The organism is Nocardioides sp. Root122, assembly GCF_001425025.1.
Lineage (GTDB): Bacteria > Actinomycetota > Actinomycetes > Propionibacteriales > Nocardioidaceae > Nocardioides.
In genome coordinates this window covers 277,251-300,177 of sequence record NZ_LMDE01000011.1, presented here as the reverse complement: position 1 = coordinate 300,177, position 22,927 = coordinate 277,251, and the positions used below count along the sequence as shown (strand labels likewise).

The 22,927-nt window shown below is 71.6% G+C and carries 23 protein-coding genes and 1 tRNA gene; 17 read left to right on the top strand and 7 right to left on the bottom strand.

The features are described from left to right. Position 1 precedes the first annotated feature (1 nt). From ASC64_RS14275 to ASC64_RS14260, 4 genes are all read left to right on the top strand, one after another. The gene (locus ASC64_RS14275) at positions 2-2,929 is read left to right on the top strand and encodes a UPF0182 family membrane protein (protein ID WP_056908198.1); all 2,928 of its coding nucleotides are present in this window, start codon (positions 2-4) and stop codon (positions 2,927-2,929) included. A gap of 49 nt (positions 2,930-2,978) precedes the next feature. Continuing rightward, positions 2,979-3,052, top strand: a tRNA-Met gene (locus ASC64_RS14270). Positions 3,053-3,345: 293 nt separating this feature from the next. Further along, positions 3,346-3,579 (top strand): tautomerase family protein, encoded by a 234-nt coding sequence (locus tag ASC64_RS22365; RefSeq protein WP_056908197.1) that lies wholly within the window; start codon positions 3,346-3,348, stop codon positions 3,577-3,579. 92 nt (positions 3,580-3,671) lie between these two features. Next, positions 3,672-4,892 carry an ArsO family NAD(P)H-dependent flavin-containing monooxygenase gene (locus tag ASC64_RS14260; protein ID WP_308195195.1) on the top strand — a complete coding sequence of 407 codons (1,221 nt, stop codon included), beginning with the start codon at positions 3,672-3,674 and terminating at the stop codon, positions 4,890-4,892. A gap of 64 nt (positions 4,893-4,956) precedes the next feature. On the opposite strand, the gene ASC64_RS14255 is transcribed toward ASC64_RS14260, so the two are convergent. The 6 genes from ASC64_RS14255 to ASC64_RS14230 form a co-directional block, all read right to left on the bottom strand. Further along, positions 4,957-5,160: a YgaP family membrane protein gene (locus ASC64_RS14255; RefSeq protein ID WP_056908196.1), complete on the bottom strand. Its 204-nt coding sequence runs from the start codon at positions 5,158-5,160 to the stop codon at positions 4,957-4,959. Between the two features lie 84 nt (positions 5,161-5,244). After that, positions 5,245-5,448, bottom strand: coding sequence for a hypothetical protein (locus ASC64_RS14250; protein ID WP_056908195.1), 204 nt, complete (start codon positions 5,446-5,448; stop codon positions 5,245-5,247). A 79-nt stretch (positions 5,449-5,527) separates the two neighbouring features. Next, positions 5,528-7,729, bottom strand: a complete 2,202-nt coding sequence (locus ASC64_RS14245) for an MMPL family transporter (protein ID WP_056908194.1) — start codon at positions 7,727-7,729, stop codon at positions 5,528-5,530. Positions 7,730-7,786: 57 nt separating this feature from the next. Then, positions 7,787-8,617, bottom strand: a complete 831-nt coding sequence (locus ASC64_RS14240) for a sulfite exporter TauE/SafE family protein (protein ID WP_056908193.1) — start codon at positions 8,615-8,617, stop codon at positions 7,787-7,789. Continuing rightward, complete coding sequence (locus ASC64_RS14235; protein WP_056908192.1) at positions 8,614-10,011, bottom strand: MBL fold metallo-hydrolase; 1,398 nt, start codon at positions 10,009-10,011, stop codon at positions 8,614-8,616. The genes ASC64_RS14240 and ASC64_RS14235 overlap by 4 nt, the downstream gene beginning before the upstream one ends. Before the next feature lie 51 nt (positions 10,012-10,062). Continuing rightward, the gene (locus ASC64_RS14230; RefSeq protein ID WP_056908191.1) at positions 10,063-10,383 is read right to left on the bottom strand and encodes a rhodanese-like domain-containing protein; all 321 of its coding nucleotides are present in this window, start codon (positions 10,381-10,383) and stop codon (positions 10,063-10,065) included. A gap of 193 nt (positions 10,384-10,576) precedes the next feature. On the opposite strand from ASC64_RS14230, the gene trxA reads away from it, so the two are divergent. From trxA to ASC64_RS14190, 8 genes are all read left to right on the top strand, one after another. Continuing rightward, positions 10,577-10,963, top strand: coding sequence for a thioredoxin (trxA, locus tag ASC64_RS14225; protein WP_056908190.1), 387 nt, complete (start codon positions 10,577-10,579; stop codon positions 10,961-10,963). Beyond that, positions 10,960-11,376: a DUF302 domain-containing protein gene (locus ASC64_RS14220; RefSeq protein ID WP_056908189.1), complete on the top strand. Its 417-nt coding sequence runs from the start codon at positions 10,960-10,962 to the stop codon at positions 11,374-11,376. Before trxA ends, ASC64_RS14220 begins: the two co-directional genes overlap by 4 nt. Beyond that, on the top strand, positions 11,376-11,642 hold the full coding sequence (locus tag ASC64_RS14215; RefSeq protein ID WP_056908188.1) for a metal-sensitive transcriptional regulator: 267 nt from the start codon (positions 11,376-11,378) through the stop codon (positions 11,640-11,642). Before ASC64_RS14220 ends, ASC64_RS14215 begins: the two co-directional genes overlap by 1 nt. Before the next feature lie 61 nt (positions 11,643-11,703). Beyond that, complete coding sequence (locus ASC64_RS14210; RefSeq protein WP_056908187.1) at positions 11,704-12,366, top strand: TetR/AcrR family transcriptional regulator; 663 nt, start codon at positions 11,704-11,706, stop codon at positions 12,364-12,366. An 85-nt stretch (positions 12,367-12,451) separates the two neighbouring features. Then, positions 12,452-14,149 carry a phytoene desaturase family protein gene (locus ASC64_RS14205; RefSeq protein WP_056908186.1) on the top strand — a complete coding sequence of 566 codons (1,698 nt, stop codon included), beginning with the start codon at positions 12,452-12,454 and terminating at the stop codon, positions 14,147-14,149. A gap of 144 nt (positions 14,150-14,293) precedes the next feature. Continuing rightward, entirely contained in the window at positions 14,294-14,731 is a 438-nt protein-coding gene (locus ASC64_RS14200) for a MerR family transcriptional regulator (protein ID WP_056908185.1), read from the top strand. Further along, positions 14,728-15,039 carry a hypothetical protein gene (locus ASC64_RS14195; RefSeq protein WP_056908184.1) on the top strand — a complete coding sequence of 104 codons (312 nt, stop codon included), beginning with the start codon at positions 14,728-14,730 and terminating at the stop codon, positions 15,037-15,039. Before ASC64_RS14200 ends, ASC64_RS14195 begins: the two co-directional genes overlap by 4 nt. Positions 15,040-15,051: 12 nt before the next feature. Beyond that, entirely contained in the window at positions 15,052-15,387 is a 336-nt protein-coding gene (locus ASC64_RS14190; protein ID WP_056908183.1) for a YnfA family protein, read from the top strand. Positions 15,388-15,408: 21 nt separating this feature from the next. Here ASC64_RS14190 and ASC64_RS14185 read toward each other — a convergent pair whose 3' ends face one another. Further along, on the bottom strand, positions 15,409-15,822 hold the full coding sequence (locus tag ASC64_RS14185) for a MerR family transcriptional regulator (RefSeq protein WP_200937769.1): 414 nt from the start codon (positions 15,820-15,822) through the stop codon (positions 15,409-15,411). 190 nt (positions 15,823-16,012) lie between these two features. Here ASC64_RS14185 and ASC64_RS14180 point away from each other — a divergent pair, with 190 nt between their 5' ends. From ASC64_RS14180 to ASC64_RS14160, 5 genes are all read left to right on the top strand, one after another. Further along, complete coding sequence (locus ASC64_RS14180; protein WP_235563754.1) at positions 16,013-17,512, top strand: SulP family inorganic anion transporter; 1,500 nt, start codon at positions 16,013-16,015, stop codon at positions 17,510-17,512. Positions 17,513-17,739: 227 nt separating this feature from the next. Beyond that, a complete protein-coding gene (locus ASC64_RS14175) occupies positions 17,740-18,900 on the top strand; it encodes a glycosyltransferase family 4 protein (RefSeq protein ID WP_056908181.1) in 1,161 nt (386 codons plus the stop codon). Then, positions 18,900-19,484: a hypothetical protein gene (locus ASC64_RS14170; protein ID WP_056908180.1), complete on the top strand. Its 585-nt coding sequence runs from the start codon at positions 18,900-18,902 to the stop codon at positions 19,482-19,484. The genes ASC64_RS14175 and ASC64_RS14170 overlap by 1 nt, the downstream gene beginning before the upstream one ends. 54 nt (positions 19,485-19,538) lie before the next feature. Further along, positions 19,539-21,614, top strand: coding sequence for a phosphate acetyltransferase (pta, locus tag ASC64_RS14165; protein WP_056908179.1), 2,076 nt, complete (start codon positions 19,539-19,541; stop codon positions 21,612-21,614). After that, positions 21,611-22,807 (top strand): acetate/propionate family kinase, encoded by a 1,197-nt coding sequence (locus ASC64_RS14160; RefSeq protein WP_056908178.1) that lies wholly within the window; start codon positions 21,611-21,613, stop codon positions 22,805-22,807. The genes pta and ASC64_RS14160 overlap by 4 nt, the downstream gene beginning before the upstream one ends. Positions 22,808-22,927: the final 120 nt, after the last annotated feature.

Genomic DNA, 22,927 nt, shown 5'->3' with positions numbered 1-22,927 from the left:
CATGAGCACTCCGTTCGACAACCCCCGACCGACCCCGCCGCGACCGGCGCCGACCTCGCGGCGCCCCGGCGCGCTGGTGATCACCGCCATCGTGCTGATCCTCGCGTTCATGCTGCTCAGCGGCTTCGCGTCCTTCTGGACCGAGCGGCTGTGGTTCCGCTCGGTCGGCTACAGCGAGGTCTTCAGCACCCTCCTGCTCACCCGCGTGGGGCTGTTCTTCGTCTTCGCCGGCCTGATGGGCGCGACGGTGGCGCTGGCGATGTCGATGGCCTACCGGTTCCGGCCGGTGCTGTGGCCGGGGATGCCCGGCATGCCCGACGACGGGATGGACCGCTACCGCCAGCTGCTGGCACCCCGGATGGGCTGGGTCATCGGCGTCGCAGCCGTGGTGATGGGGCTGTTCGCGGGCGCGTCGGCCACGGGTCAGTGGCGCAACTACTCGATGTGGCGCCACAGCCAGTCCTTCGGCAGCACCGACCCCTACTTCAAGAAGGACGTCGGCTTCTACGTCTTCGACCTGCCGTTCTGGCACTACGTCGTCGACTTCGTGATGGCGCTCGCGGTCGTCGGGCTGCTGGCCTCGATCCTGATGAACTACCTCTTCGGCGGCATCCGCCTCTCGGCCCGGCCGGGGGAGCGGCTGACCAGCGCCGCCCAGATCCAGGTCTCGGCGTTCCTGGCGTTGTTCGTGCTGGCCAAGGCCGTCGACTACTGGCTCGACCGCTTCGACCTGGTGACCAACTCCGGGTCGATCTTCACCGGCATGGGCTACACCGACGACAAGGCCGTGCTGCCTGCCAAGGAGATCCTGGCCGGCATCGCGATCGTGTGCGCGGTGCTCTTCCTCGCCAACATCTGGCGCCGCACCTGGCTGCTGCCCTCGGTGGGCGTCGCGCTCTTCGCATTGTCGGCGATCATCCTCGGCCTGATCGTGCCGACGCTGGTCCAGGCGATCCGGGTGAACCCCAACGTGCCCGACCGCGAGGGCCCCTACATCAAGGAGAACATCGACGCGACGCGCAAGGCCTACGCGCTCGACCAGGTCGATGTCGGTGCCGTCAGCGGCACCCCGATCACCGGAGGCGGCCGGGTCGACGAGCTGGACGGGATGACGGCGAGCGTGCCGCTGGTCGACCCCAAGGTGGTCAGTGACGTCTTCGAGCAGCAGCAGCAGGTCCGCGCCTACTACTCCGTCAGCGACGTGCTCGACGTGGACCGCTACGAGATCGACGGCAACGACCGCGCGGTGGTCCTCGGTGTCCGCGAGCTCGACCAGAACGGCATCGCGGAGGGCGACCGCAACTGGTCGAACCTCCACACGGTCTACACGCACGGCAACGGCGTCATCGCGGCGTACGCCAACCAGCGTCCCGAGGACGACTCGAGCCAGTCGCTGAGCATCCAGTGGGCGGAGGGCCAGGAGGCCAACGAGGACGCCCTGACCCGGCTCAGCCCGGACGGCTACGAGACCCGCGTCTACTACGGCGAGAAGAGCCCGTCGTACAGCATCGTGGGCAAGACCGGCAACGGCGGCGACGTCGAGCTCGACCTGCCCCAGGGTGCGCGCAGCGAGTCCAACCAGGAGACGACCTACACCGGCACGGGCGGCGTCCCCGTCGGCGACCTGTTCCACAAGCTGCTCTACGCGGTGAAGTTCAGCGAGCCCAACTTCCTGCTCTCCAGCCGTGTCAACGAGAACTCCAAGGTCCTCTACGACCGCAACCCGCGCACCATGGTGGAGAAGGTCGCGCCGTGGCTGACGGTCGACTCCGACCCCTACCCGGTCGTGGTCGACGGCCGGATCCAGTGGGTGCTCGACGGCTACACCGTCACCGACAAGTTCCCGCTGTCGCAGCGCGAGTCGCTGGAGACGATGACCGACGACTCGCTGCAGCAGAACAACGGCTTCCAGACGCTGCCGACCGACGAGATCAACTACATGCGCAACTCGGTCAAGGCCACCGTCGACGCCTACGACGGCACGGTGAACCTCTACGCCTGGGAGGACACCGACCCGATCCTCAAGGTGTGGGACGAGGTGTTCCCCGGCCTGATCAAGGCGCGCGACGAGATCCCCGACGAGCTCCGGTCCCACCTGCGCTACCCCGAGGACCTCTTCAAGGCGCAGCGCTACCAGTTCCAGCGCTACCACGAGACCTCGGCTGCCGACTGGTTCGAGGGCTCGACCCGCTGGGAGGTCCCGAAGGACCCGCAGGCCGCGAGCCGGCTCCAGCCGCCGTACCGCCTGTTCTCGGAGACCAACGGTGAACCCGTGTGGTCGCTGACCTCGGTCTACGTGCCGCGCGAGAAGGACAACCTGGCCGCGTTCATGAGCGTCAACAGCGATGCCACGAGCGACGACTACGGCAAGATCTCGGTCCTCGAGCTGCCCGACACCCGCACCGACGGACCACGCCTGATCGCCGCGGCGCTCAGCACGGACGAGGAGGTGCGCCAGGAGCTGCTGAGCTTCACGCAGGGTGACGCGAAGCCGATCTTCGGCAACCTGCTCACGTTGCCGATCGGTGACTCGTTCATGTACGCCCAGCCGCTCTACACGCGGCGCGACGACGAGTCGGCGTACCCGATCCTGCGGTTCGTGCTGGTGTCCTACCAGGGTCGCGTCGGCATCGGCGAGACGCTGCGCGACGCGATCGAGGACTCGCTCGACGGCACGTCGAGCACCCCCACCACGACGCCCACCCCGACCGAGACGCCCAGCGCCTCGCCGTCGGAGACGCCGACCGAGACCCCGACGACCCCCGCCCCCGGCGGCACGCAGGCCCAGATCCGGCAGCTGCTGGTGCAGGCGGAGGCGAAGTTCACCGAGGCCGACGCCGCGCAGAAGGCCGGCAACACGGTCAAGTGGGCGCGGCTGGTGGAGGAGGGACGCGCGCTGATCGAGGAGGCCGTACGCCTCGCCGGCTGACCCCGATTTGGGTTCACCCGGACCACCCCTGTAATGTTCTGTTCACCGACGCGGGGTGGAGCAGCTCGGTAGCTCGCTGGGCTCATAACCCAGAGGTCGCAGGTTCAAATCCTGCCCCCGCTACAAAGTTCGAGAGGCCCTCACAGTCTGACTGTGAGGGCCTCTCGCATTGCGCGATGGGTCTGGCGAAGTCCTCGAGTGTGATGTCCTCGGGCTCCGGGCCGCCGACCGAGGGTCGGGTCGGCGGCCCGCCGATGCCCTTCCGCAATACGACTCTTCTCGTATTGCTGCTGATGTGCCGGGCTCCTAGCGTCAGTGAGGAAGCGCAGGGCGGGACGCCCGAGCTGCACGGCCGGCGGGTTCCGTCGGTGTCTTCTCCGAGCCAGGAGGAGCCCCACTACGAACTGGAGACAACCATGCCTTTCATCAACGTCAAGGTCATCGAGAACGTCTTCACCCCCGAGCAGAAGCAGGAGGTCGTCCGGCGCCTGACCGACGCAATGGTGTCGATCGAGGGAGAGAACATGCGCGCGGTCACCTGGGTCGTCGTCGAGGAGGTGGCGAGCGGTGACTGGGGCATCGGCGGACAGCCGATGACCACCGAGGACGTCACGGCACTCGCAGCCGGCGGGGCTCCCGCAATGGCATGAGACGGATGCAGGCCCTGACCTGCGGCTGCGTGCCCGGTCGCCGGGTCCACGGCCCGGTCGCGCCGTCCCTCCCCACCTGACCCGAACGGCACGTGCGTCGCAGGCGTCGCGAACCCGGTCTCGGGAGCGTTCGCAGGCGGGAGTGGGATGCTGACGACCCAGGCACGTGGGAGGAGCAACCGATCGAGCATGACCGGATCGCGGCCGAGGCCCGCGCGAGAGGCAGCGGGTCCACGCCCGAGGTCGACGTCGTGGTCATCGGCGGAGGACAGGCCGGCTTGGCGACCGGGTTCTACCTGCGGCGCGCCGGCCTGGTGCCGGGCCGCGACTTCGTCGTCCTTGACGCAGCTGATCGGCCGGGTGGGGCGTGGCCGCGCACGTGGGACGGGTTGCGGTTGTTCTCCCCGGCCGGGTTCTCGTCGCTGCCCGGGTGGATGATGCCGCCGTGGGACGACGCCACGCGCGGCTTCCCGCCCCGCGACCACGTGGTGGCGTACCTGGCCGCGTACGAGTACCGCTACGACCTGCGGGTCGTGCGACCGCACCGCGTGGAGTCCGTGCGCCGAGCCGACGACCGACGCGGCGGCCGGCTGGTCGTCGATGCGCCCGGGCTCGCCCTGTCGGCCCGCGCTGTCGTCTCCGCGACGGGGACCTGGGACCGGCCGTTCTGGCCGACCTATCCCGGGATGCGCACGTTCACGGGTCGGCAGCTGCACGCGGCCAGCTACCGCTCTCCGGACGAGCTCGACGGTCAGCGCGTCGTCGTCGTGGGCGGTGGAAACTCGGCGGCACAGATCCTCGCCGAGGTCTCCACGGTCGCCGAGACCACCTGGGTCACCATCCGGCCGCCGCGGTTCCTGCCCGACGACGTGGACGGGCGGGTGCTGTTCGCGACCGCCCGCGCACGCATCGAGGCGCTCGAGCAGGGGCGTGAGCATGCCGGCGTCGCCGGCCTGGGCGACATCGTCATGGTCGCCAGCGTCAGGGACGCCCGCGACCGCGGCGTCCTGCACGCCCAGTCGATGTTCACCAGGCTCACGAGCGACGGCGTCGCCTGGGCGGACGGCACCACCCAGGAGTGCGACACGATCATCTGGTGCACCGGCTTCCGCCCCGCCCTGCGTCACCTACGTCCCTTGGGGCTGACCACGGGTGGTCGCATCCCCCTCGGCGGACCGTCCGGGACCCAGGCGCTGGCCGAGCCACGCCTGCACCTGGTCGGCTACGGCGACTGGACCGGCCCCGCATCCGCGACGCTGGCGGGCGTCGGTCCCTCGGCCCGGGCAGCAGCGGCGGAGCTCGCCCGGCGGTAGGGCGTACGTCGAGGTCGTCGGTTTGCGCGGTTCCTGGCCCGCAGCGCCGGCACCGCCCGGCCGGTCAGCGGAAGGCGCACCCCGAGGTGATGCCGAAGCGGCGGAGGACGGCCGCTGCCGGGCAGATGCCGGTGACGGCGGACTGGAGGAGGTTGAGGCCGGCGAACGCGGTGAGCAGGAGCCACCACGGTGAGACGAGGGTGGCGAGCAGGGCGCTGATGAGGGTCATGGTGCCGGCGAGGGCGAGCACGGCGCGGTCGAGGTTCATGCGGGAGGGGGTCCGTTCGAGGTGGGCGGTGCGGGGGGAGGGTGGGGGACGCCGGGGGTGTGCGTCCCCCACCCCGTCAGGGGGTCAGCGGCCGAGGAGCCGTGACAGGAAGCCGCCGTTGCCGGTCTGGCTCGACCGGGCGGCCTTCGCGGCTGCGACCTCGGCGGGGGTGTGCTGCCCGTTGCACCACTGGTTGCTGGGGACCATGGCCTTGACTTGTCCGATGTGTTGGCCGCAGCCGGCCCAGGTGGTCTTCTTGCAGGTCTTGCAGGTGGTCGGTCGGCACATGGTGTGACTCCGTTCTGTGGGTCTTGGGGAGGATCTGGTTCGTGTGGGTGCTTGTCGGGGTTGGGGTGGAGTTGGGCGCTCAGCCGTGGGAGAAGGTGATGTTCGGCAGGACCCGGGTGAGCCATCGCGGGGTCCACCAGGCGGCCTTGCCGGTGAGGCGGAGCAGCACGGGCAGCAGGACGAGGCGGACGAGGAATGCGTCGAGGAGGACGGCGACGCCGAGGACGATGCCCATCTCCTTCGGCGGCAGGGGGCCGGAGAGCGCGAAGGTGAAGAACACCGCGACCATCACGGCGCCGGCGGCGAAGATGACGCGTCCGGAGTGGGCGAGGGAGCCGACCATGGCTTCCTTGGGGTCGCCGGACTTCTCGTAGTGCTCCTTGGCGGAGGCGAGGAGGAAGACGGTGTAGTCCATGGCGATGGCGAAGATCATCGCGAAGAAGAACACCGGTGCCCACGCGTCGAGGAAGCCTTGGGACTCGAAGCCGAACAGGTCGGCGCCGATGCCGTCTTGGAAGACCAGGCGGGCGACACCGAAGGCGGCGGCCGTGGAGAGCAGGCTGGCGAGGGTGCCGAGGAGCGAGATGAGCGGGGCCTGCAGGGCGATGAGCAGGAGCAGGAACCCGAGGCCGAGCACGACGCCGATGACGAGTGGGGTGGAGTCGTCGAGCTGGGTCTTGAGGTCGAGGTTCTCCACGGCGGCGCCGCCGACGATGGCGGAGTCCGGGAGGTCGGCGCGGAGTCGGTCGACGGTGTCGGCGAGCTCGGGGTCGGAGGGGTCGACGGTCGGGACGGCCTGGATGAGCACCAGGTCGGTGTCGGCTCCGGTGTCGTCGGTGGCGGGCTGGGCGGGCTGGGCGGGCATGGCGCCGGCGATGCCGGGGTCGTCGGTGAGGACCTCGGTGGTGGCCTCGGCGTCGGAGGCGTCGGCGATGATCTGCAGGGTGCCGGGGGCGCCGTCGCCGAAGGCGTCCTTGACCTGGTTGTAGCCGACGCGGGCGCTGGCGTCGTCGGGGAGGACCTGGATGGACGGCATGGCGGTCTTGAGGCCCAGGACGGGTGCGGCGAGGGCGAGGAGGACGATCAGGGAGGCGAGGCCGAACGCGAGGGGGCGCTTCCACAGGCGCTCGCCCCAGGCGGCGAACTTGGGGGAGCGGTGCTCGCCGGTGTGGACCCACTTGAGTGCTCCCTTGTTGATGCGGTCGTCGAGCTTGAACAGCACGAGGGGCAGCAGGGTGAGGGTGGCGGCGAGGACGAAGACGACGGCGAGCATGATGCCGCCGGCCATGGACCGGAATGCGGGTGAGGGTACGAGCATGACGGCGGTCAGGGAGACGAGCACGGTGGCGCCGGAGAGCAGGACGGCCTTGCCGGCGGTGTCCATGGTCTCGGCGATGGCCTGGCGTGGGGTCTCGTGGTGGCCCATGCGGGCGGCGCGGAAGCGGACGACGAGGAACAGCGCGTAGTCGATGCCGAGGGCGAGGGCGAACATCATGGCGAAGTTCATCGCCCAGATGGAGACGGGGATGAGCTCGTTGATGAGCACCAGGGAGCCGGCGGAGGCGACGAGTCCGGCGAGGGTGAGGATGAGCGGGAGGCCGGCGGCGACGAGGGCGCCGAAGGCGAGGACGAGGATGGCCACGGTGACGGGCCATGACATCATCTCGGACTTGAGCATGGCGTCGAGGTTGGCTTCGTTGAAGTCCGACCACAGCAGGGAGGCGCCGGTGGGGTTGACCTCGATGCCGTTCCCGGAGAGGGCCTCGAGCTCGCCCTTGAGGTCGTCGGCGACGCGGACCATCTCGTTGGGGTCGGCTCCGGCGCCGGCGAGGATGACGGCGGTCTCGCCGTCCTGGCTCAGGGTGGCGCCGGGCTGGGGGGCGATGACGTCGGCGATGCGCGGCTCGTCCTCGAGGATGGTGGTGACCTCGTCGATGACGGCGGCGCCGGAGCCCTTGGTGACGGGGCCGTCGGTGGAGTGGATGACGACCTGGATGGCGGAGCTGGCGTTGCCGCCGAAGCTGTCGGTGGCGAGCTCGCGCACGGCGACGGACTCGGAGCCGTCGGCCTGCCAGCCGGCGCCGGAGAGGTTGGCCTCGACCTTGGGCGCGAAGGCGCCGAGGCCGATGACGAGGAGCAGCCAGACCAGGGCGGTGGCCTTGCGGTGGTGGGTGACCCACAGGCCGAGGCGGCCGAGGGGGCCGGGGCGGTAGCCGATGCCGTAGGGGTCGGCGTCGTCCGGGGCGGGCTGGGCGTGGCGGCGGGTGGCCGTCGACGTCATGAGCGGGACTCGTTTCTGTGTCGGGGGGTGTGCGGGGGGGAGGAGGTCAGGTGAGGGTCAGATGAGGGCGGGTACTGCTGTCGCGGCGGTGTAGGCGGCGACCAGCAGCACCAGGGCGGTGAAGGCGGCAGAGAGCTTGGCGGTGTCGGTGCGTGCGGCGAGCCGGGCTCCGGCGACGGATCCGGCGACGGCGGTCACGGTGAGGGCGGCGACGAGCCACCAGTCGGGTGCGATGCCGTTGCCGGCGCGGGTGGCGAGGGCGGCGGTGCTGGTGATGGTGATGACGACCAGCGAGGTGCCGGCGGCGTAGCCCATGGGGAGCGCGAGGGCGAGGGTCAGGGCGGGGACGACGAGGAACCCGCCGCCGACGCCGAGGAACCCGGTGAGCAGGCCGACCGCGGTGGCGGTGACGAGGACCTTGAGCGCGCGGGGGCACTGGCACATGAAGGTCGGGCTGAAGGTGATGATGGGGTCGTCCAGCCGGGGCCGGTCGACGTGCGAGCCCGCGGAGGCGCCGCGGCGGCTGCGCAGCTGCCGGGCCGTCATCAGGGCGGCCACGACCAGCATGAGCACGGCGAAGGCTCCCAGCAGCACCGCCTCGGGCACTGCCGCGGACGCGTGGGCACCCACGACGGCGCCCCCGATGGCGACCACGCCGAACGCGGCACCACGGGCGAGCAGGACGTTGCCGGCGCGGTGGGCCGTGACGGCACCTGCCAGGGAGGTGACGCCCACGATGACCAGGGAGCCGGTCGTGGCCTGGGACGCGGTCTGCCCGAGCGCGAGGAGCACCGGGACGGCGAGGATGGAGCCGCCGCCGCCGAGCGCTCCGAGGCTGAGCCCGATGAGCGCGCCGGCGACGACGGCGGCGAGGAGCGCGAGGCTCACGCCTGGGGTCCCACGAGGTGGAGCCCGACCTTCTCGGCGTTGTCGAAGCTGTCGTCGACGGCGACGAGCTTGATGCCGGCGGCGGAGAGGAAGGACGCGGCGACCGAGGCGCGGTAGCCGCCGGCGCAGTGGACCCACACCTCGCCGGCCGGGACGTCGGCCAGGCGCTGGGGGAGCTCGTGGATGGGGATGTTGACGGCGCCGTCGATGCGGGCCTGGTCGTGCTCGTCGGCGCGGCGGACGTCGAGGATGACGATCTCGCGGTGGTGGCGGACCTGGGCGAGGTCGGCGAACGTGGCGGTGGGGAACGACGACAGCGAGCCGTCGCTCCACTGCTCGGGGCCGCCGGTGGCGTGGGCGGCGGGGCGGTCGATGCCGATGCGGACCAGCTCGCGCTGCGCCTGGGCGACGTCCTCTGCGGTCTCGCCGAGGAGGGTTATCGGGGTGCCCCAGGTGATCAGCCAGCCGAGGTAGGTGGCGAAGCCGCCGTCGAGGCCGAAGTTGAGGGTGCCCGGCGCGTGGCCGGCGGCGAACGCGGTGCGGGTGCGCAGGTCGACGACCCACTCGCCGGCCTCGATGCGGCGACGCAGCTCGGCTGCGTCGGCGACCGAGGGCAGTGAGAGGTCGGGCTCGGACGGCCCGTCGGCGTTGGTCGGTGCCATGTGGGCGTAGTACGTCGGCCACGGGCCGAGACCGGCCAGGAGCTCCTCGATGTAGGTCTGCTCGTCCTGGGTGAGGACCGGGTTGGACTTCTTCTCCTGCCCGATCGTCGACGACGTGGCATCCGACTGGGTGGCGGAGCAGAAGGACCCGAAGCCATGGGTCGGGTAGACCTCGGCGTCGTCGGGCAGCAGCTCGGCCAGCCTGTGCGCGGAGGCGTGCTGGTGACGGACCAGGTCGTGAGTGTGCTCGGGACCGAGGAGGTCGGGGCGACCGGTGGCGCCGTAGAGCAGCGAGCCGCCCGAGAACACCGCGACCTGCTCGCCGCTGTCCGTGCCGGTCGGCACGTCGGTCAGTGCGTAGGAGAGGTGGGTGAACGTGTGGCCGGGGGTCGCCAGCGCAGTGACGCGCATACGTCCACCCACCTCGACGACCTGTCCGTCCGCCACGGGGGTGCGGACGAAGGACACGTCGTCCTCGCCATTGACGAGGTACTGGGCACCGGTGCGCTGCGCGAGCGCGAGGCCACCGGTGAGGTAGTCGTTGTGGATGTGGGTCTCGAAGACGTGGGTCAGCCGCACGCCGTGCTCCTCGAGGAGGTCCAGCACGCGATCGATGTCGCGCTGCGGGTCGATGACGAAGGCGACCTCGCCGTCGTGGACGAGATAGCTGCGGTCACCCAGCGACGGGGTCTCGATCGGAACGATGGTGAGCTCGGTGCGGTGGTCGGTCACGATGTCTCCTTCGACGGGAGTTCGGTGGGGACGGAGTGGGTGGGCCGGAGATCAGAGGCCGGAGTCGGCCGCTCGGCCGGACGAGAGCCATGCCTGCGTGCCGCCGGCGACGGAGCTGGCGTCGAAGCCCTGCGCGCGCAGCAGGTCGGTCATGGCCTTCGAGCGGTTTCCGGTGGCACAGATGACGTAGACCGGCGCGGACCTGTCCAGCTCGTCCAGGCGCGCGGCGAGCTGTCCCATGGGGATCAGCCGGGCACCGGGGACGTGGACCTGGGCGTACTCGCCGCGCTCGCGGACGTCGACGAGCTGGGCACCGGCATCCATGGCGGCGGCGAGCCGGTCGACGTCGACCTCGGGCGTCTGGCTGGACATGTCGGTTCCTCTCTGGCGCTTCCGGATACCCGGCGGGGTATCCGTGACACGACGATACACACACCCCCGGGGGTATGCAAAAGCGGCGCCACAGAGGCCCAGGTGAGGATGCTCACGAGGGCTCCGGGCATACGGTAGGGGGTATTGTTGTTGAGGTCGACGTCACCACCCCCACACGACGAGGAGAGGTTCCTTGACCACTCACGACCTGACCGCCGCAGACTTCGAGACGACCGTCACCGAGCACGACATGGTCCTCGTGGACTTCTGGGCGTCCTGGTGCGGTCCGTGCCGCCAGTTCGCCCCCGTCTACGACGCGGCAGCTGCCGCGCACCCCGACATCGTCTTCGGCAAGGTGGACACCGAGGCCGAGCAGCAGCTCGCAGCCGCGGCGCACATCACGTCCATCCCCACGCTGATGGCGTTCAAGGACGGCGTCCTGGTGTTCTCCCAGCCCGGCGCGCTGCCGGCCGCCGCGCTCGAGGAGCTCATCTCATCGCTCCGTTCCCTCGACGTCCAGGCCGCGCTGCGCGACGCCGAGGCGGCCGCGGGCGCCACGTCCGAGAGGATGGGCGCATGACCTACACGCTGAGCACGACGGTCGACCTTCCCTACGACCGGGCTGTCGAGGCCACGCGGGCCGCCTTGGCAGACCAGGGATTCGGCATCCTCACCGAGATCGACCTCGCCGCCACCATGAAGGCCAAGCTCGACGTCGACCTGCCGCCCCAGGTGATCCTCGGTGCGTGTCGCCCGCAGCTGGCCCACCAGGCGATCGGCGTCGACCCGTCGATCGCCGCCGTCCTGCCGTGCAACGTCGTCGTGCGCTCGACCGGCGACGCCACCACCGTCGTCGAGGCCTTCGACCCCGACGTCATGATGGGCCTCGCCGAGGGCGAGGCCCTCGCCTCGGTGGCCGCCGACGCCAAGCAGCGCCTGACCGCCGCCCTCGCCGCACTCACGTCGCACGACACCAGCAGCCAGGAGAAGTGATGGAGCTCGATCCCACCTCGATGAAGCCGGTCATCAACCGCATCAAGCGCGCCCAGGGCCAGCTCGCCGGCGTGCTGCGCCTGCTCGAGGAGGGCCGCGACTGCGAGGACGTCGTGACGCAGCTCGCGGCCGTCTCGAAGGCCTTGGACCGGGCCGGGTTCGCGATCGTCGCCAGCGGCCTCCAGCAGTGCCTGGTCCAGGGCGACGGGGACGTCGACAACCTGGACGTGAAGAAGATGGAGAAGCTCTTCCTCTCCCTCGCGTGACCTTTCCCTCGCGTCCGTGCACGCGCCGGGTTGACCGGAGCGTGCCGCCTAGGCTGACGACGTGAACGATGACCAGGCGCCCGGGCCCGTCCTCACGCCCGCCGCGGCACGCGGCTCGCGGCGCAAGGAGCGCACCCGGACCCTCGTCCTCGACGCGGCCGAGCTGCTGGCGTCGCAGCGCGCGCCGGAGGAGATCAGGGTCGAGGACGTCGCCGCCCGCGCCGGGATCTCGCCGGCATCCGTCTACGTCCACTTCGGGACCAAGGACGCGCTCCTGGCCGCGGTCACCGAGCGGGTCCTCTCCGTGGCCAGCCAGACCCTGCGAGCCGCGTACGCCGCGGACGCGCCGCCGCTGGAGCGCTTCGCCGGTGTCGGGTCGGCCTACCTGCGGCTGCTCCTCGAGCACCCCGTGGTGGTGAGGTACCTGAGCGTCACCGGGGAGCGCGGTCCGCGCACGCCCGTCGAGGACGCGGTCGTCTCGCGGTTCAGCGAGCTGCGGCGCGAGTTCGAGCAGAGCATCCGCGAGGCGGTGGAGGCCGGGGCGATCCGACCCGTCGACCCCGAGCTGATGTCGTACTTCCTCTTCGGGGCGTGGAACGGGGTCGCCGCGCTCGGCCTGCGTCGCGACGCCCTGGCGGTGTCGGCCGAGCGGGTCGAGATGGCCGTGATCGAGGCCGGGCTGGCCCTCCTGGACGGTCTGCTCCCGGCGTCCGGTCGGTCCTGATGCGCGCGGCGGGCTTGGCACGGACCCCCGCGGACGCTTGACTGGAGTCCCACTCCAGAACTGTCCGACCGAGAGCGACCCGCCCATGACGCAGACCGCGACGCCCGCGCCCCCGACGTCCGAGGCCGACGACGCGACCTGGGACGCCGTCGTCGTCGGGGCCGGGCCCGGCGGCCTCACGTGCGCGGCGTACCTCGCGGCCAACGGCAGACGCGTGCTGGTGCTCGAGGCCAACCAGGTCGTCGGGGGGAGCACCCAGGTGTTCCGTCGGGCCGGCAACAAGTTCGAGTTCGACGTGGGCACCCACTACGTCGGCGAGTGCGGACCCGGCGGTCGGATGCAGACCGCGCTGTCGGGGCTCGCTCTCACCGACCGGATCCAGTGGCTGCGCCAGCGCCCCGAGGGCCACTGCCAGATCATGGTCCCCGGGACGACGTTCCAGACGCCCACCGGGTGGGACACCTATCTCGAGCGTCTGGTCGCGGCCTTCCCCGAGGAGGAGGCGGGCCTGCGTCGGTGCGTGCGGATCATGCGCACCATCGCCGCCGGTGAGCGCCCGCTCGCGCGCCCCCTCGCGCTGCTGCGCTGGGGCCTGCGACCGATCACCACGCTGATGGCCGCCTGCGGGTTGAGTGCCGACGCGCAGGCAGTGATCCTGGCGGAGAACGGCGACTACACCTGGCCCCCGCACCGGACTCCCACCGCCATGCACGCGGGCTTCCTCCACCACTACCTCCAGGCCGGCGCCTACTACCCACGCGGCGGCGGCCAGGTCATCGGCGCCCACCTCACCGACGTCATCCAGACGCACGGCGGCCGGGTGCGCACCAAGGCGAGGGTCGAGGAGATCCTGGTCGAGGACGGGCGGGCCGTGGGGGTCCGCCTCCGCGGCGGTGAGGAGATCCGGTCCGAGGTGGTCGTGTCGGCGGCCGACTTCAAGCGGACCTGGGCAGACCTCGTCGGCGACGAGCACCTCACCCGACGGCTGCGGCGCCGCCTCGCCGACCTGGAGATGACCCTGCCGATGTTCGCGGTCTACGTCGCCCTCGACGTGGACCTCCGCGAGCGCGGCACCCCTCCGCTGGCCTGGGTGTGGCCCACGAACGACGTCGACGGCTACTACCGCGAGGTGGCGGCGGGCCGCTGCCCGGAGCAGATGCCGGTGGGCATCAGCTGCCCCACCGCCAAGGACCCCGAGGGCACGCACTCGGCACCGCCCGGCTACTCGACCCTCGAGCTCGTCAGCTGGGCACCCAGGGACCACGCGTTCTGGAACGTCGCGACCGCCGAGGTCGACGGCGCCGGCTACGGCCGGGACGAGCGCTACCTCCAGGTCAAGGAGGAGCTGACCCGGCGCGTCCTCGACACCGCCGAGCTGATGATCCCGGACATCCGCGAGCGGATGGTCTTCTGCGAGGCGTCCACGCCGATCACCCAGGAGCGCTTCACCCTCACCACCGACGGGTCCTGCTACGGCATCGCGCCGCTGGTGAGGAACCTGGGACCGTTCCGGCCGCGGGTCACGACCCACATCCCGGGCCTGTTCCTCGCCGGAGGCAGCACCGAGCACATGTTCGGCATCAACGCCACGATCTGGGGCGGCATGGGCACCGCGGGCGCCGTGCTCGGACGCGACCTCGTCCGAGAGGTGCGCGACGGTGCCGTCTTCGTGGACGAGGCGCGGCTGACGCCGGTCACCGACGACTTCGACCCGCTCCTGGCGTCCCGGCCCGGGTCCCCGATCCGCCGTCCGGCGCGTCGCCGGCCGCGGGTGGGTGCCTGAGCGCCTCGGGCACGGTCTGCCCACAGACTTGCAACCGGTACCCAGGTACGGGTTTACCGTGGCGGGCATGGACCTGCTCACCACTGATGCCTGCGCCCTGCCCACCGCCGAGCGTCCGCTGCGCGTGGCCGAGGAGATGTCGGCATGAGCCTGCGGATCACCGAGGTCGCGCAGGCCGCAGGCGTCAACCGGGAGACCGTGCGGTACTACGAGCGGCGAGGGCTGCTCGAGCAGCCCGACCGCAGCCCCGGCGGCCATCGGATCTACGACGACCGAGCCGTCCAGACCCTCCGGATCATCAAGGCCGCCCAGCGGCTCGGGTTCACCCTCGACGAGGTCGCCGAGCTCATCGAGGTGGGACGCAGGCGGCGGCGTCGGGACTCCGGGCTGCAAGCCCGGGCGCAGGCGAAGCTGGAGGAGGTGGAGGCGCGGATGGCGGACCTCGCTGCGATCCGAGACAACCTGCGGGCGGCACTGGACGCGGGGTGCGACGACCTCCACCAGTGCGCCACGAGCGACTGCTGCCCGCTGCCCTTCCTCTCGATCACCACCCGCAGTGCACCCGAGGGGGCCGGCGCATGAGCGAGGGGATCAAGGACCGGCACCTGCTCGGTGCGGGGGCCGCGGCCTGCGCCGTCTGCTGCGCGCCACCGCTCCTGGCAGGTCTGGGCCTCGCCGGTGCCGGGCTGGCGGCGACCCTGGCGACGCTGGCCCTCGCAGGCCTCGCCTTCGGCGCCGTCGTGCTGGCCGCCTCCGTCGTCGCGGTGTGGGCCCGCCGGCGTGCCGCGGCCCGTGCCTGGGCCCCGCGGGAGGTGGACCACGGGCCGGTCGACGTGGCGATCGGGGCCCGCCCCGCCGACGTACCCGCTGAGCGCGGAGCACGTGGCTGACAGGATCGCTGCGTGGACACGCTGAAGTCGATCGCCCTGTTCGTCGCTGCGGCCGTCGCCGAGATCGGCGGCGCCTGGCTGGTGTGGCAGGGCGTGCGCGAGCACCGCGGCTGGCTCTGGATCGGCGCCGGCGTCATCGCGCTCGGCCTCTACGGCTTCGTGGCCACGTGGCAGCCGGACGCGAACTTCGGCCGCATCCTCGCGGCGTACGGCGGTGTCTTCGTCGCCGGGTCGCTGGCGTGGGGGATGGCGCTCGACGGCTTCCGCCCGGACCGGTACGACGTCGCGGGAGCGCTGATCTGCCTGGTTGGCGTCGCCGTGATCATGTACGCGCCCCGCTCGGCGTGACGCAGCGGTCCGGCTCGGGGCTCAGGACAGCTGGCGCCCGAGCTGGTCGAGGAACTCGTCGGCCATGGCGAGCTGTGCCTGCAGCCGGCCCCGCCGGTCCTCGGCGTCGGCCAGGATCACCGCCAGTCGCGACCGGGCCTCGGCCTCGCCGGGCCCGGCGTCGCGGATGGTCTCGATGTCGCGCATCGCAGCGCTCATCTGCTCGAGGGTGAAGCCCAGCGGCTTCATCCGCCTGATCACCAGGATCTTCTCCACGTCCGCCTCCGTGTAGAGCCGGAAGCCGCCGTCCGTGCGCCCCGAGGGCCGCAGCAGTCCCACGTCCTCCCAGTGCCGCAGGCTGCGCAAGGACAGCTCGGTGCGGGCGGCGACCTCGCCGATCTGCATGACCTCCACGCTCTGGTCGGGGGTGGAGGCGGGTGGTGGCTCGGTGCTCACGGGCGGCTCTCTCGCGACGGTGGGATTTCAACCCTCACGCTACGTGAGGTTAAGGTGGTGCGCAGACGTCAGCCGGTGACGAGCCCGGCATGCGCCCTGATGGTGCGCGCCCTCCCCACCCCATCCAAGCCGTTCAGCCGTGCCCCGCCCAGTCGGCCGCTGATCGATGCTGTCACGAACGGAGCCCCCCGTGAGCACCACCCTGACGCACGCGCCCGAGCCGTCGGTGCGCGCCGCCCTGCGCTCGCCGAGACTGCTGCGCACCGAGGTGCTGGCCGGCCTCGTCGTCGCGCTGGCCCTGATCCCCGAGGCGATCTCGTTCTCGATCATCGCCGGCGTCGACCCGCGCGTGGGCCTGTTCGCCTCCTTCACCATGGCGGTCGCGATCTCCTTCCTCGGCGGTCGCCCGGCGATGATCTCCGCAGCCACCGGGGCCGTCGCGCTGGTGATCGCGCCGGTGATGCGGGACCACGGCTACGACTACCTGATCGCCACCGTCATCCTGGGCGGCCTGATCCAGGTCGCGCTCGCCGCGGCCGGCGTCGCACGGTTGATGCGGTTCATCCCCCGCTCCGTCATGGTCGGCTTCGTCAACGCGCTCGCCATCTTGATCTTCGAGGCCCAGCTCGACCACATGGTCGACGTGCCGTGGGCGGTCTACCCGATGATCGCCGTCGGGATCGCGGTCATCGTGGGCTTCCCGCGGGTCAACCGGGTCATCCCCGCGCCGCTGGTGGCGATCGTGGCGCTGACCGCGTTCACGGTCGTCGGCGCCGTCGGCGTCCCGACCGTCGGTGACGAGGGCGAGCTGCCGGACAGCCTGCCGGCGTGGTTCCTGCCCGACGTACCCCTGGACCTCGACACCCTGCGGGTGATCGCGCCCTACGCGCTCGCCATGGCGCTGGTCGGCATCCTCGAGTCACTGCTGACCGCCAAGCTCGTCGACGACATCACCGACACCCGCTCCGACAAGACCCGCGAGGCGCTGGGGCAGGGCGCGGCCAACGTGATCACCGGGTTCTTCGGTGGCATGGGCGGCTGCGCGATGATCGGCCAGACCATGATCAACGTGAAGGTCTCGGGTGCTCGCACGCGGATCTCGACCTTCCTCGCCGGTGTCTTCCTGCTCATCCTGGTCGTCGGGTTCGGCGACGTCGTCGCGCTGATCCCGATGGCTGCGCTGGTCGCGGTGATGGTCATGGTCTCCGTCGGCACCTTCGACTGGCACTCGATCCGGCCCGGGACGCTGCGGCGGATGCCGAAGTCGGAGACCAGCGTGATGGTCTCGACCGTGCTCGTCACCGTCCTCACCCACAACCTGGCGATCGGCGTCGTGGTCGGGGTCCTCGTCGCGATGACGCTCTTCGCGCGCCGTGTCGCGCACCTGACCGAGACCCACCGCGAGCTCGTCGAGGACGCGCGCGGCACCACGGCTGTCTACCGGGTCACCGGCGAGCTGTTCTTCGCCTCGAGCAACGACCTCTACACGCAGTTCGACTACGCCGAGGACCCGGGCCGCGTGGTCATCGACCTGTCCGGCTCCCACATCTGGGACGCCTCCACCGTCGCCGCCCTCGATGCCATCACCACCAAGTACGAGCGCCGGGGCACGACCGTCGAGATCGTCGGGCTGAACCCGTCCAGCGCCGAACGCCATGAGCGGCTCAGCGGCTCTGTGCCCACCCACTGACGCAGCCGGCGCCGTCTGATCCGTGCTGCAACCGCGCACGGGGTGACGTCAGGGTCGCAGCGGTATGATGACGGTGGACTGCGAGCGCAGGCCCGGCTGCGGGATTCCCGCGGCTCATGGGCACTGACGCAGGCAGCGACGACAGGCGGTCGCGAGATGACCTCGCACCTCAGCACGGTCAGTTCCTCCCATCGCAGCGAAGATCGCGCCTCCCGCCCGGGTGCTCGATGATCTCGTTCGTCTGGTCACCCGGGGAGCGACTGCCCTCCGGGACGGGCGGGTCGGAGAACTTCACGACCGGTCAGGTGCGCGAGCTCAACCGCCGCGCCGTCGCCGCCCGTGTCGTGACGGTGGGCCTGGGAACGGCGGACGGCCGCGAGGAGTTCGACGGCATACCGTTCCACAGCGTCGCCTCCCTCCACGACCTCGGCCTGCTCGACGACACGTTGGTCTTCGTCAGCGAGGCGCCGCCCGTCGCAACGATGCATCCCGCCTTCCAGATCCTCCACGTGCCGCCGCCGCTGCGCGAGCGCGACCGGGTGTCCGTGGCGTACGGCACGCGGAACCGCACCCTCATCGCGACCAGCCGCTACGCGGCCGCGCTGTGGGCCGACTTCCTCGACGTCGCACTCGAGACCATCCGAGTCGTCTACCCCTTCGCCGAGCCGGGCTTCGCCGACGAGCCCCGGACGGGTGGCCACCCCGACGTGACCCGGGTGCTGTACGCCGGCCGGCTGACGCCGGAGAAGGGCATCTACACCCTGCTGTCGATGCTGCACACCGACCTGTTCGAGCCCGGTGCCGTCACGGTCACCGTCACCTCGGCCGGCGCCGACAAGCCGCAGGGCGCGATCATCGAACACCTGGTGCGCTCGCATCCCGGCGTCACCCTGGTGCCGGCTCGGCGCACCCCTGCCGACATGGCCCATCTGCTCGCCGCGCACGACGTGGTCGTGATGCCGTCGAACGCCCAGTACTGGCACGAGACCTTCGGGATCTTGTCCATCGAGGCGCAGCACGCCGGGTGCCGGGTGGTCGCGTCCCGTGACGGCGGTCTGCCCGAGACCGACTGCGGCGCCCTGCTGCTGGTGCGCCCCGACGACGCCGAGGCGCTGGCGCAAGGAATCCTCGCCGCTCGTCGTCTCGGGCCCGTCGGCCGCGGGACGCGGGTGCGGGCGGCGGCCGACTTCACGGTCGCCGACTCGGTCGACGGCCTGCTGGACGCCCTCCGGGCCCCACACGTGCCGACTCCGTGGGAGGTCGCCCGCGAGCTCGAGGAGCTCGTCTCCCTCCCGTCCGTCGAGGGTCCGCACGATCGTGGCGACCTGACGGCAGTGCCGGCCAGGTCGTTCCGGGCCCCCGCACCTGCGTCGGCGAGGAGACGGTGATGATCGTCTGGTCACCTGGACGCCGCCCGGGAACGGATGCGGCGGCACGACCCGACGGCAACGACACCGACCTGCGTTACCTCGAGCAGGCCCTCACGGCCCTCGGCCCGATCGTCGCCGCCTGCGGGGCCGCAGCGCGGAGCTCGCGTCCCGACGTGCGGGCCCTCGCCCGTGCTGCGCTGGCGGAACAGACGGTGCGAGGCTCCGCCATCTCGGCAGTGCTGCACGACTGGGGCCGGCTCGAGACCGCCGACCGCCGGGTGACCGAGGTGGAGTCCCTCGACGGCCTGGAGGGCGACGCCCTGGACCGCGCGTTCGTCGTACGCCTCGTCGCCGGCGCCCAGGCCTCCATCCTCGGGGCACGGGGCGAGATGGTCTCCGGTGCGAGCCGGGCGGCGCGACTCTTCGCGCGGCACGCGATCCACGCCGGCTACCGACAGCTCGCGGCTCTCGACAGCCTGCTTCCCGCGACCCCGCCCGAGCCCGCCTCCATGCTCGAGGGCGACTCGATCGATCGCTGGAGCGACGACGGTGGGCCCGGGCCGGAGCACCGGCCCTCGTCGCTGCCCGGTCGGCGCGCCTGACGGCGACCGGCTACCGACGAGGGGGACCCGGACCAAGGTCGCTACGCTCGGCCCATGGCACGCAGCGTGTACGTCGCCGGGGTCGAGGGGTTCACCGGCAAGTCGGCCGTGGCGCTCGGCGTGCTCGAGCAGCTGTCCCGGCGCGTCGCGCGGGTCGCGGTGTTCCGCCCCGTGGTCCGCACGGACGCCTCGACGGACGACGAGCACGACTACGTGCTCGACCTCCTCGTCTCGCACGACGCCGTCGACCTGACGTACGACGAGTGCGCGGGCGTGAGCTACGACGACGTGCACGCCGACCCGGACGCCGCGATGGACCGCATCGTCGCCCGCTACCACCAGGTCGCCGAGAAGAGCGACGCCGTCGTGATCGTCGGCAGCGACTACACCGACGTCGGGGCGCCGGCCGAGTTCGCCTTCAACGCCCGGGTGGCCGCCAACCTCGGAGCACCGGTCCTGCTGGTCCTCAGCGGCAACGGCCGCGACGTCGCCCAGCTCTGCACGGCCGCCGCGATGGCCGAGGCGGAGCTCGCCGCCAACCACGCGTCGCTCTTCGCGATCATCGCCAACCGCGTGGAGCCCTCGGCGACCGAGCACACCGCCGCGGCGCTGCGCCGCGACGGGGTGCCGGCCTTCGCCCTGCCGGAGCAGCCCCTGCTCAGCGCGCCCTCCGTCGCCGACCTGATGGCGGCGTGCGACGGCCACCTGGTGCGGGGCGACGAGGCCCAGCTGACGCGCGAGGTGCCCGGGCTCGTCGTCGCGGCCATGACCCTCCCCAACGTCCTCGACCGGCTCTTCGACGGTGCGCTCGTGGTGACGCCGGGTGACCGTCCCGAGATCGTGCTGGGCGTCCTCACCGCCCACCAGTCCGCGAGCTTTCCGCAGATCTCGGGCATCGTGCTCAACGGCGGGCTGGACCTGCCCGAGCAGGTGGACCGCCTGCTCGACGGCCTCGAGGTGGCGCTGCCGATCGTGGCCACCGACCTCGGCACGCACGCCACCTCGACCGCGCTGACCAACCGTCGCGGCCGGCTCGACAAGGACTCGCCGCGCAAGATCGCGACCGCGCTGACGCTGTTCGCCGACCACGTCGACGGCGAGGAGCTGATGAGCGGGCTGGAGGTGGCGCGCACGTCGGTCGTCACGCCGCTGATGTTCGAGCACCAGGTGCTCGACGACGCGATCGCCGACCGCCGCCACATCGTGCTGCCGGAGGGGGAGGAGGAGCGGATCCTGCGTGCCGCCGACATCCTCCTGCGCCGCAACGTCGCCGACCTCACCCTGCTCGGCGACCCGATGATCGTGCGGGCGAAGGCCGCCCACCTCGGCATCGACGTCTCCGGCGCGCGGCTGCTCAGCCCCTACGACGAGGAGCTGCGCGAGCGGTTCGCCCAGGAGTACCACCAGAGGCGCGCCCACAAGGGCGTCGACCTCGACGCGGCCCGCGACATCGTGGTCGACGTGTCGTACTTCGGCACGATGATGGTCGAGCTCGGCCTGGCCGACGGGATGGTGTCGGGCGCGGTGCACACCACGGCGCACACGATCCGCCCGGCGCTCGAGATCATCCGCACGGTCCCCGAGGTGTCCGTCGTGTCCTCGGTGTTCTTCATGTGCCTCAAGGACCAGGTGCTGGTCTACGGCGACTGCGCGGTCAACCCCGACCCCACCGCGGCCCAGCTCGCCGACATAGCGATCGCCTCGGCGCGCACCGCAGCGGCGTTCGGGGTGGAGCCACGCGTCGCCATGCTGTCGTACTCCACCGGCACCTCCGGGAGCGGCACCGACGTCGAGAAGGTCACCGAGGCGACTGCACGGGTGCGGGAGCGGGCGCCGGACCTGCCGGTCGAGGGCCCGATCCAGTACGACGCCGCGATCGACGCCGCGGTCGCGCGGACCAAGCTGCCCGGCTCGGCGGTGGCGGGGCGGGCGACGGTCTTCGTCTTCCCCGACCTCAACACGGGCAACAACACCTACAAGGCGGTCCAGCGCTCGGCCGGCGCGCTGGCCGTCGGGCCGGTGCTGCAGGGGTTGAACAAGCCGGTGAACGACCTCTCGCGCGGCGCGCTGGTGCGCGACATCGTCAACACGGTCGCGATCACCGCGATCCAGGCACAGGAGCGTTCGTGACGAATCGGGTGCTGGTCCTCAACGCGGGGTCGTCGTCGCTGAAGTACCGCCTGCTCGACGGCGAGTCCGGCGCCGCGGAGGCGTCCGGGTCGGTCGAGCGGATCGGTGAGGAGAGCGGCACGCTGACGCACTCCGTCGGTGGGCAGGACCACACCGAGGAGCGCCGCATCGCGGACTTCGACGACGCGCTGCGCTCGACCGTCGAGGCGTTCCGGCAGCATGGGCCGGCGATCGACCAGGACACCCTGGCTGCGGTCGGGCACCGGGTCGTCCACGGCGGGGACCTCTTCTCCGCGCCCGTGGTCGTCGACGACCGGTTGCTCGACACCGTGGCCGACCTCGTCCCGCTCGCGCCGCTACACAACCCCGCCAACCTCGAGGGCCTGCGGGTGTCGATGGAGCTGTTCCCCGACGTCCCGCAGGTCGCGGTGTTCGACACCGCGTTTCACCAGACGATGCCCGAGCACGCCTACACCTACGCCGTGCCCGTCAGCTGGCGCGAGGAGCACCGGATCCGCCGCTACGGCTTCCACGGCACGTCGTACGCCTTCGTCTCCCGCCGCGCCGCGGAGCTGCTCGACCGCCCGGTGGACGAGACCAACCTCGTGGTCCTGCACCTCGGCAACGGCGCGTCGGCAGCGGCCGTGCGCGGCGGGCGCTCGATCGACACCTCGATGGGGCTCACGCCGCTCGAGGGCCTGGTCATGGGCACGCGCTCCGGTGACCTGGACCCGGCGATCCACGGCCACCTGCACCGCGAGCTGGGCTGGTCGCTGGAGGAGGTCGACCGAGCCCTCTACCGCGAGTCGGGGCTGCTCGGGCTCGCCGGTGCCAACGACTTCCGGGAGGTGACCCGGCGCCGGGCGGCCGGCGACGCGGCAGCCACGCTCGCCTTCGACGTCTACGCCTACCGGGTGCGCAAGTACGTCGGCGCCTACTACGCCGCCCTCGGCGAGCTGCACGCCGTGGTCTTCACCGGCGGCGTCGGCCAGCACAGCGCGGAGCTGCGGGCGGCTGCCCTGGATGGCCTGACCCGACTCGGGATCGAGCTCGACCCGGCGCGTAACGAGGCTCCCTCCTCCGACGCCCGCGCCGTCTCCGCCGACGGCTCCGAGGTGGCGGTGCTCGTGGTCCCCACCGACGAGGAGTGGGAGATCGCCCGCCAGGCCCTCGAGGTCGTGCGCGGGTCCTGACCGCCTGCTCGGACACGTGTCCGGGAAGTCGCCCCTGAAATGACCACGAGAGGGCGACATCTCGGACACGTGTGCGCACGTGCTGCGCAAGTGGCCCTCGGATCGGTGATGCGGGGGCCA

Excerpts from the sequence above, each read along its gene's own strand:
- ASC64_RS14230 (WP_056908191.1), bottom strand. The coding sequence starts at position 10,383 with ATGTCCAGCCAGACGCCCGAGGTCGACGTCGACCGGCTCGCCGCCGCC.
- ASC64_RS14255 (WP_056908196.1), bottom strand. The coding sequence starts at position 5,160 with ATGAACCTCGACCGCGCCGTGCTCGCCCTCGCCGGCACCATGACCCTC.
- ASC64_RS14215 (WP_056908188.1), top strand. The coding sequence starts at position 11,376 with ATGGAGCTCGATCCCACCTCGATGAAGCCGGTCATCAACCGCATCAAG.
- ASC64_RS14200 (WP_056908185.1), top strand. The coding sequence starts at position 14,294 with ATGAGCCTGCGGATCACCGAGGTCGCGCAGGCCGCAGGCGTCAACCGG.
- ASC64_RS14175 (WP_056908181.1), top strand. The coding sequence starts at position 17,740 with ATGATCTCGTTCGTCTGGTCACCCGGGGAGCGACTGCCCTCCGGGACG.
- ASC64_RS14170 (WP_056908180.1), top strand. The coding sequence starts at position 18,900 with ATGATCGTCTGGTCACCTGGACGCCGCCCGGGAACGGATGCGGCGGCA.
- ASC64_RS14245 (WP_056908194.1), bottom strand. The coding sequence starts at position 7,729 with ATGACGTCGACGGCCACCCGCCGCCACGCCCAGCCCGCCCCGGACGAC.
- ASC64_RS22365 (WP_056908197.1), top strand. The coding sequence starts at position 3,346 with ATGCCTTTCATCAACGTCAAGGTCATCGAGAACGTCTTCACCCCCGAG.
- ASC64_RS14205 (WP_056908186.1), top strand. The coding sequence starts at position 12,452 with ATGACGCAGACCGCGACGCCCGCGCCCCCGACGTCCGAGGCCGACGAC.
- ASC64_RS14250 (WP_056908195.1), bottom strand. The coding sequence starts at position 5,448 with ATGTGCCGACCGACCACCTGCAAGACCTGCAAGAAGACCACCTGGGCC.
- pta (WP_056908179.1), top strand. The coding sequence starts at position 19,539 with ATGGCACGCAGCGTGTACGTCGCCGGGGTCGAGGGGTTCACCGGCAAG.
- ASC64_RS14195 (WP_056908184.1), top strand. The coding sequence starts at position 14,728 with ATGAGCGAGGGGATCAAGGACCGGCACCTGCTCGGTGCGGGGGCCGCG.
- ASC64_RS14220 (WP_056908189.1), top strand. The coding sequence starts at position 10,960 with ATGACCTACACGCTGAGCACGACGGTCGACCTTCCCTACGACCGGGCT.
- ASC64_RS14275 (WP_056908198.1), top strand. The coding sequence starts at position 2 with ATGAGCACTCCGTTCGACAACCCCCGACCGACCCCGCCGCGACCGGCG.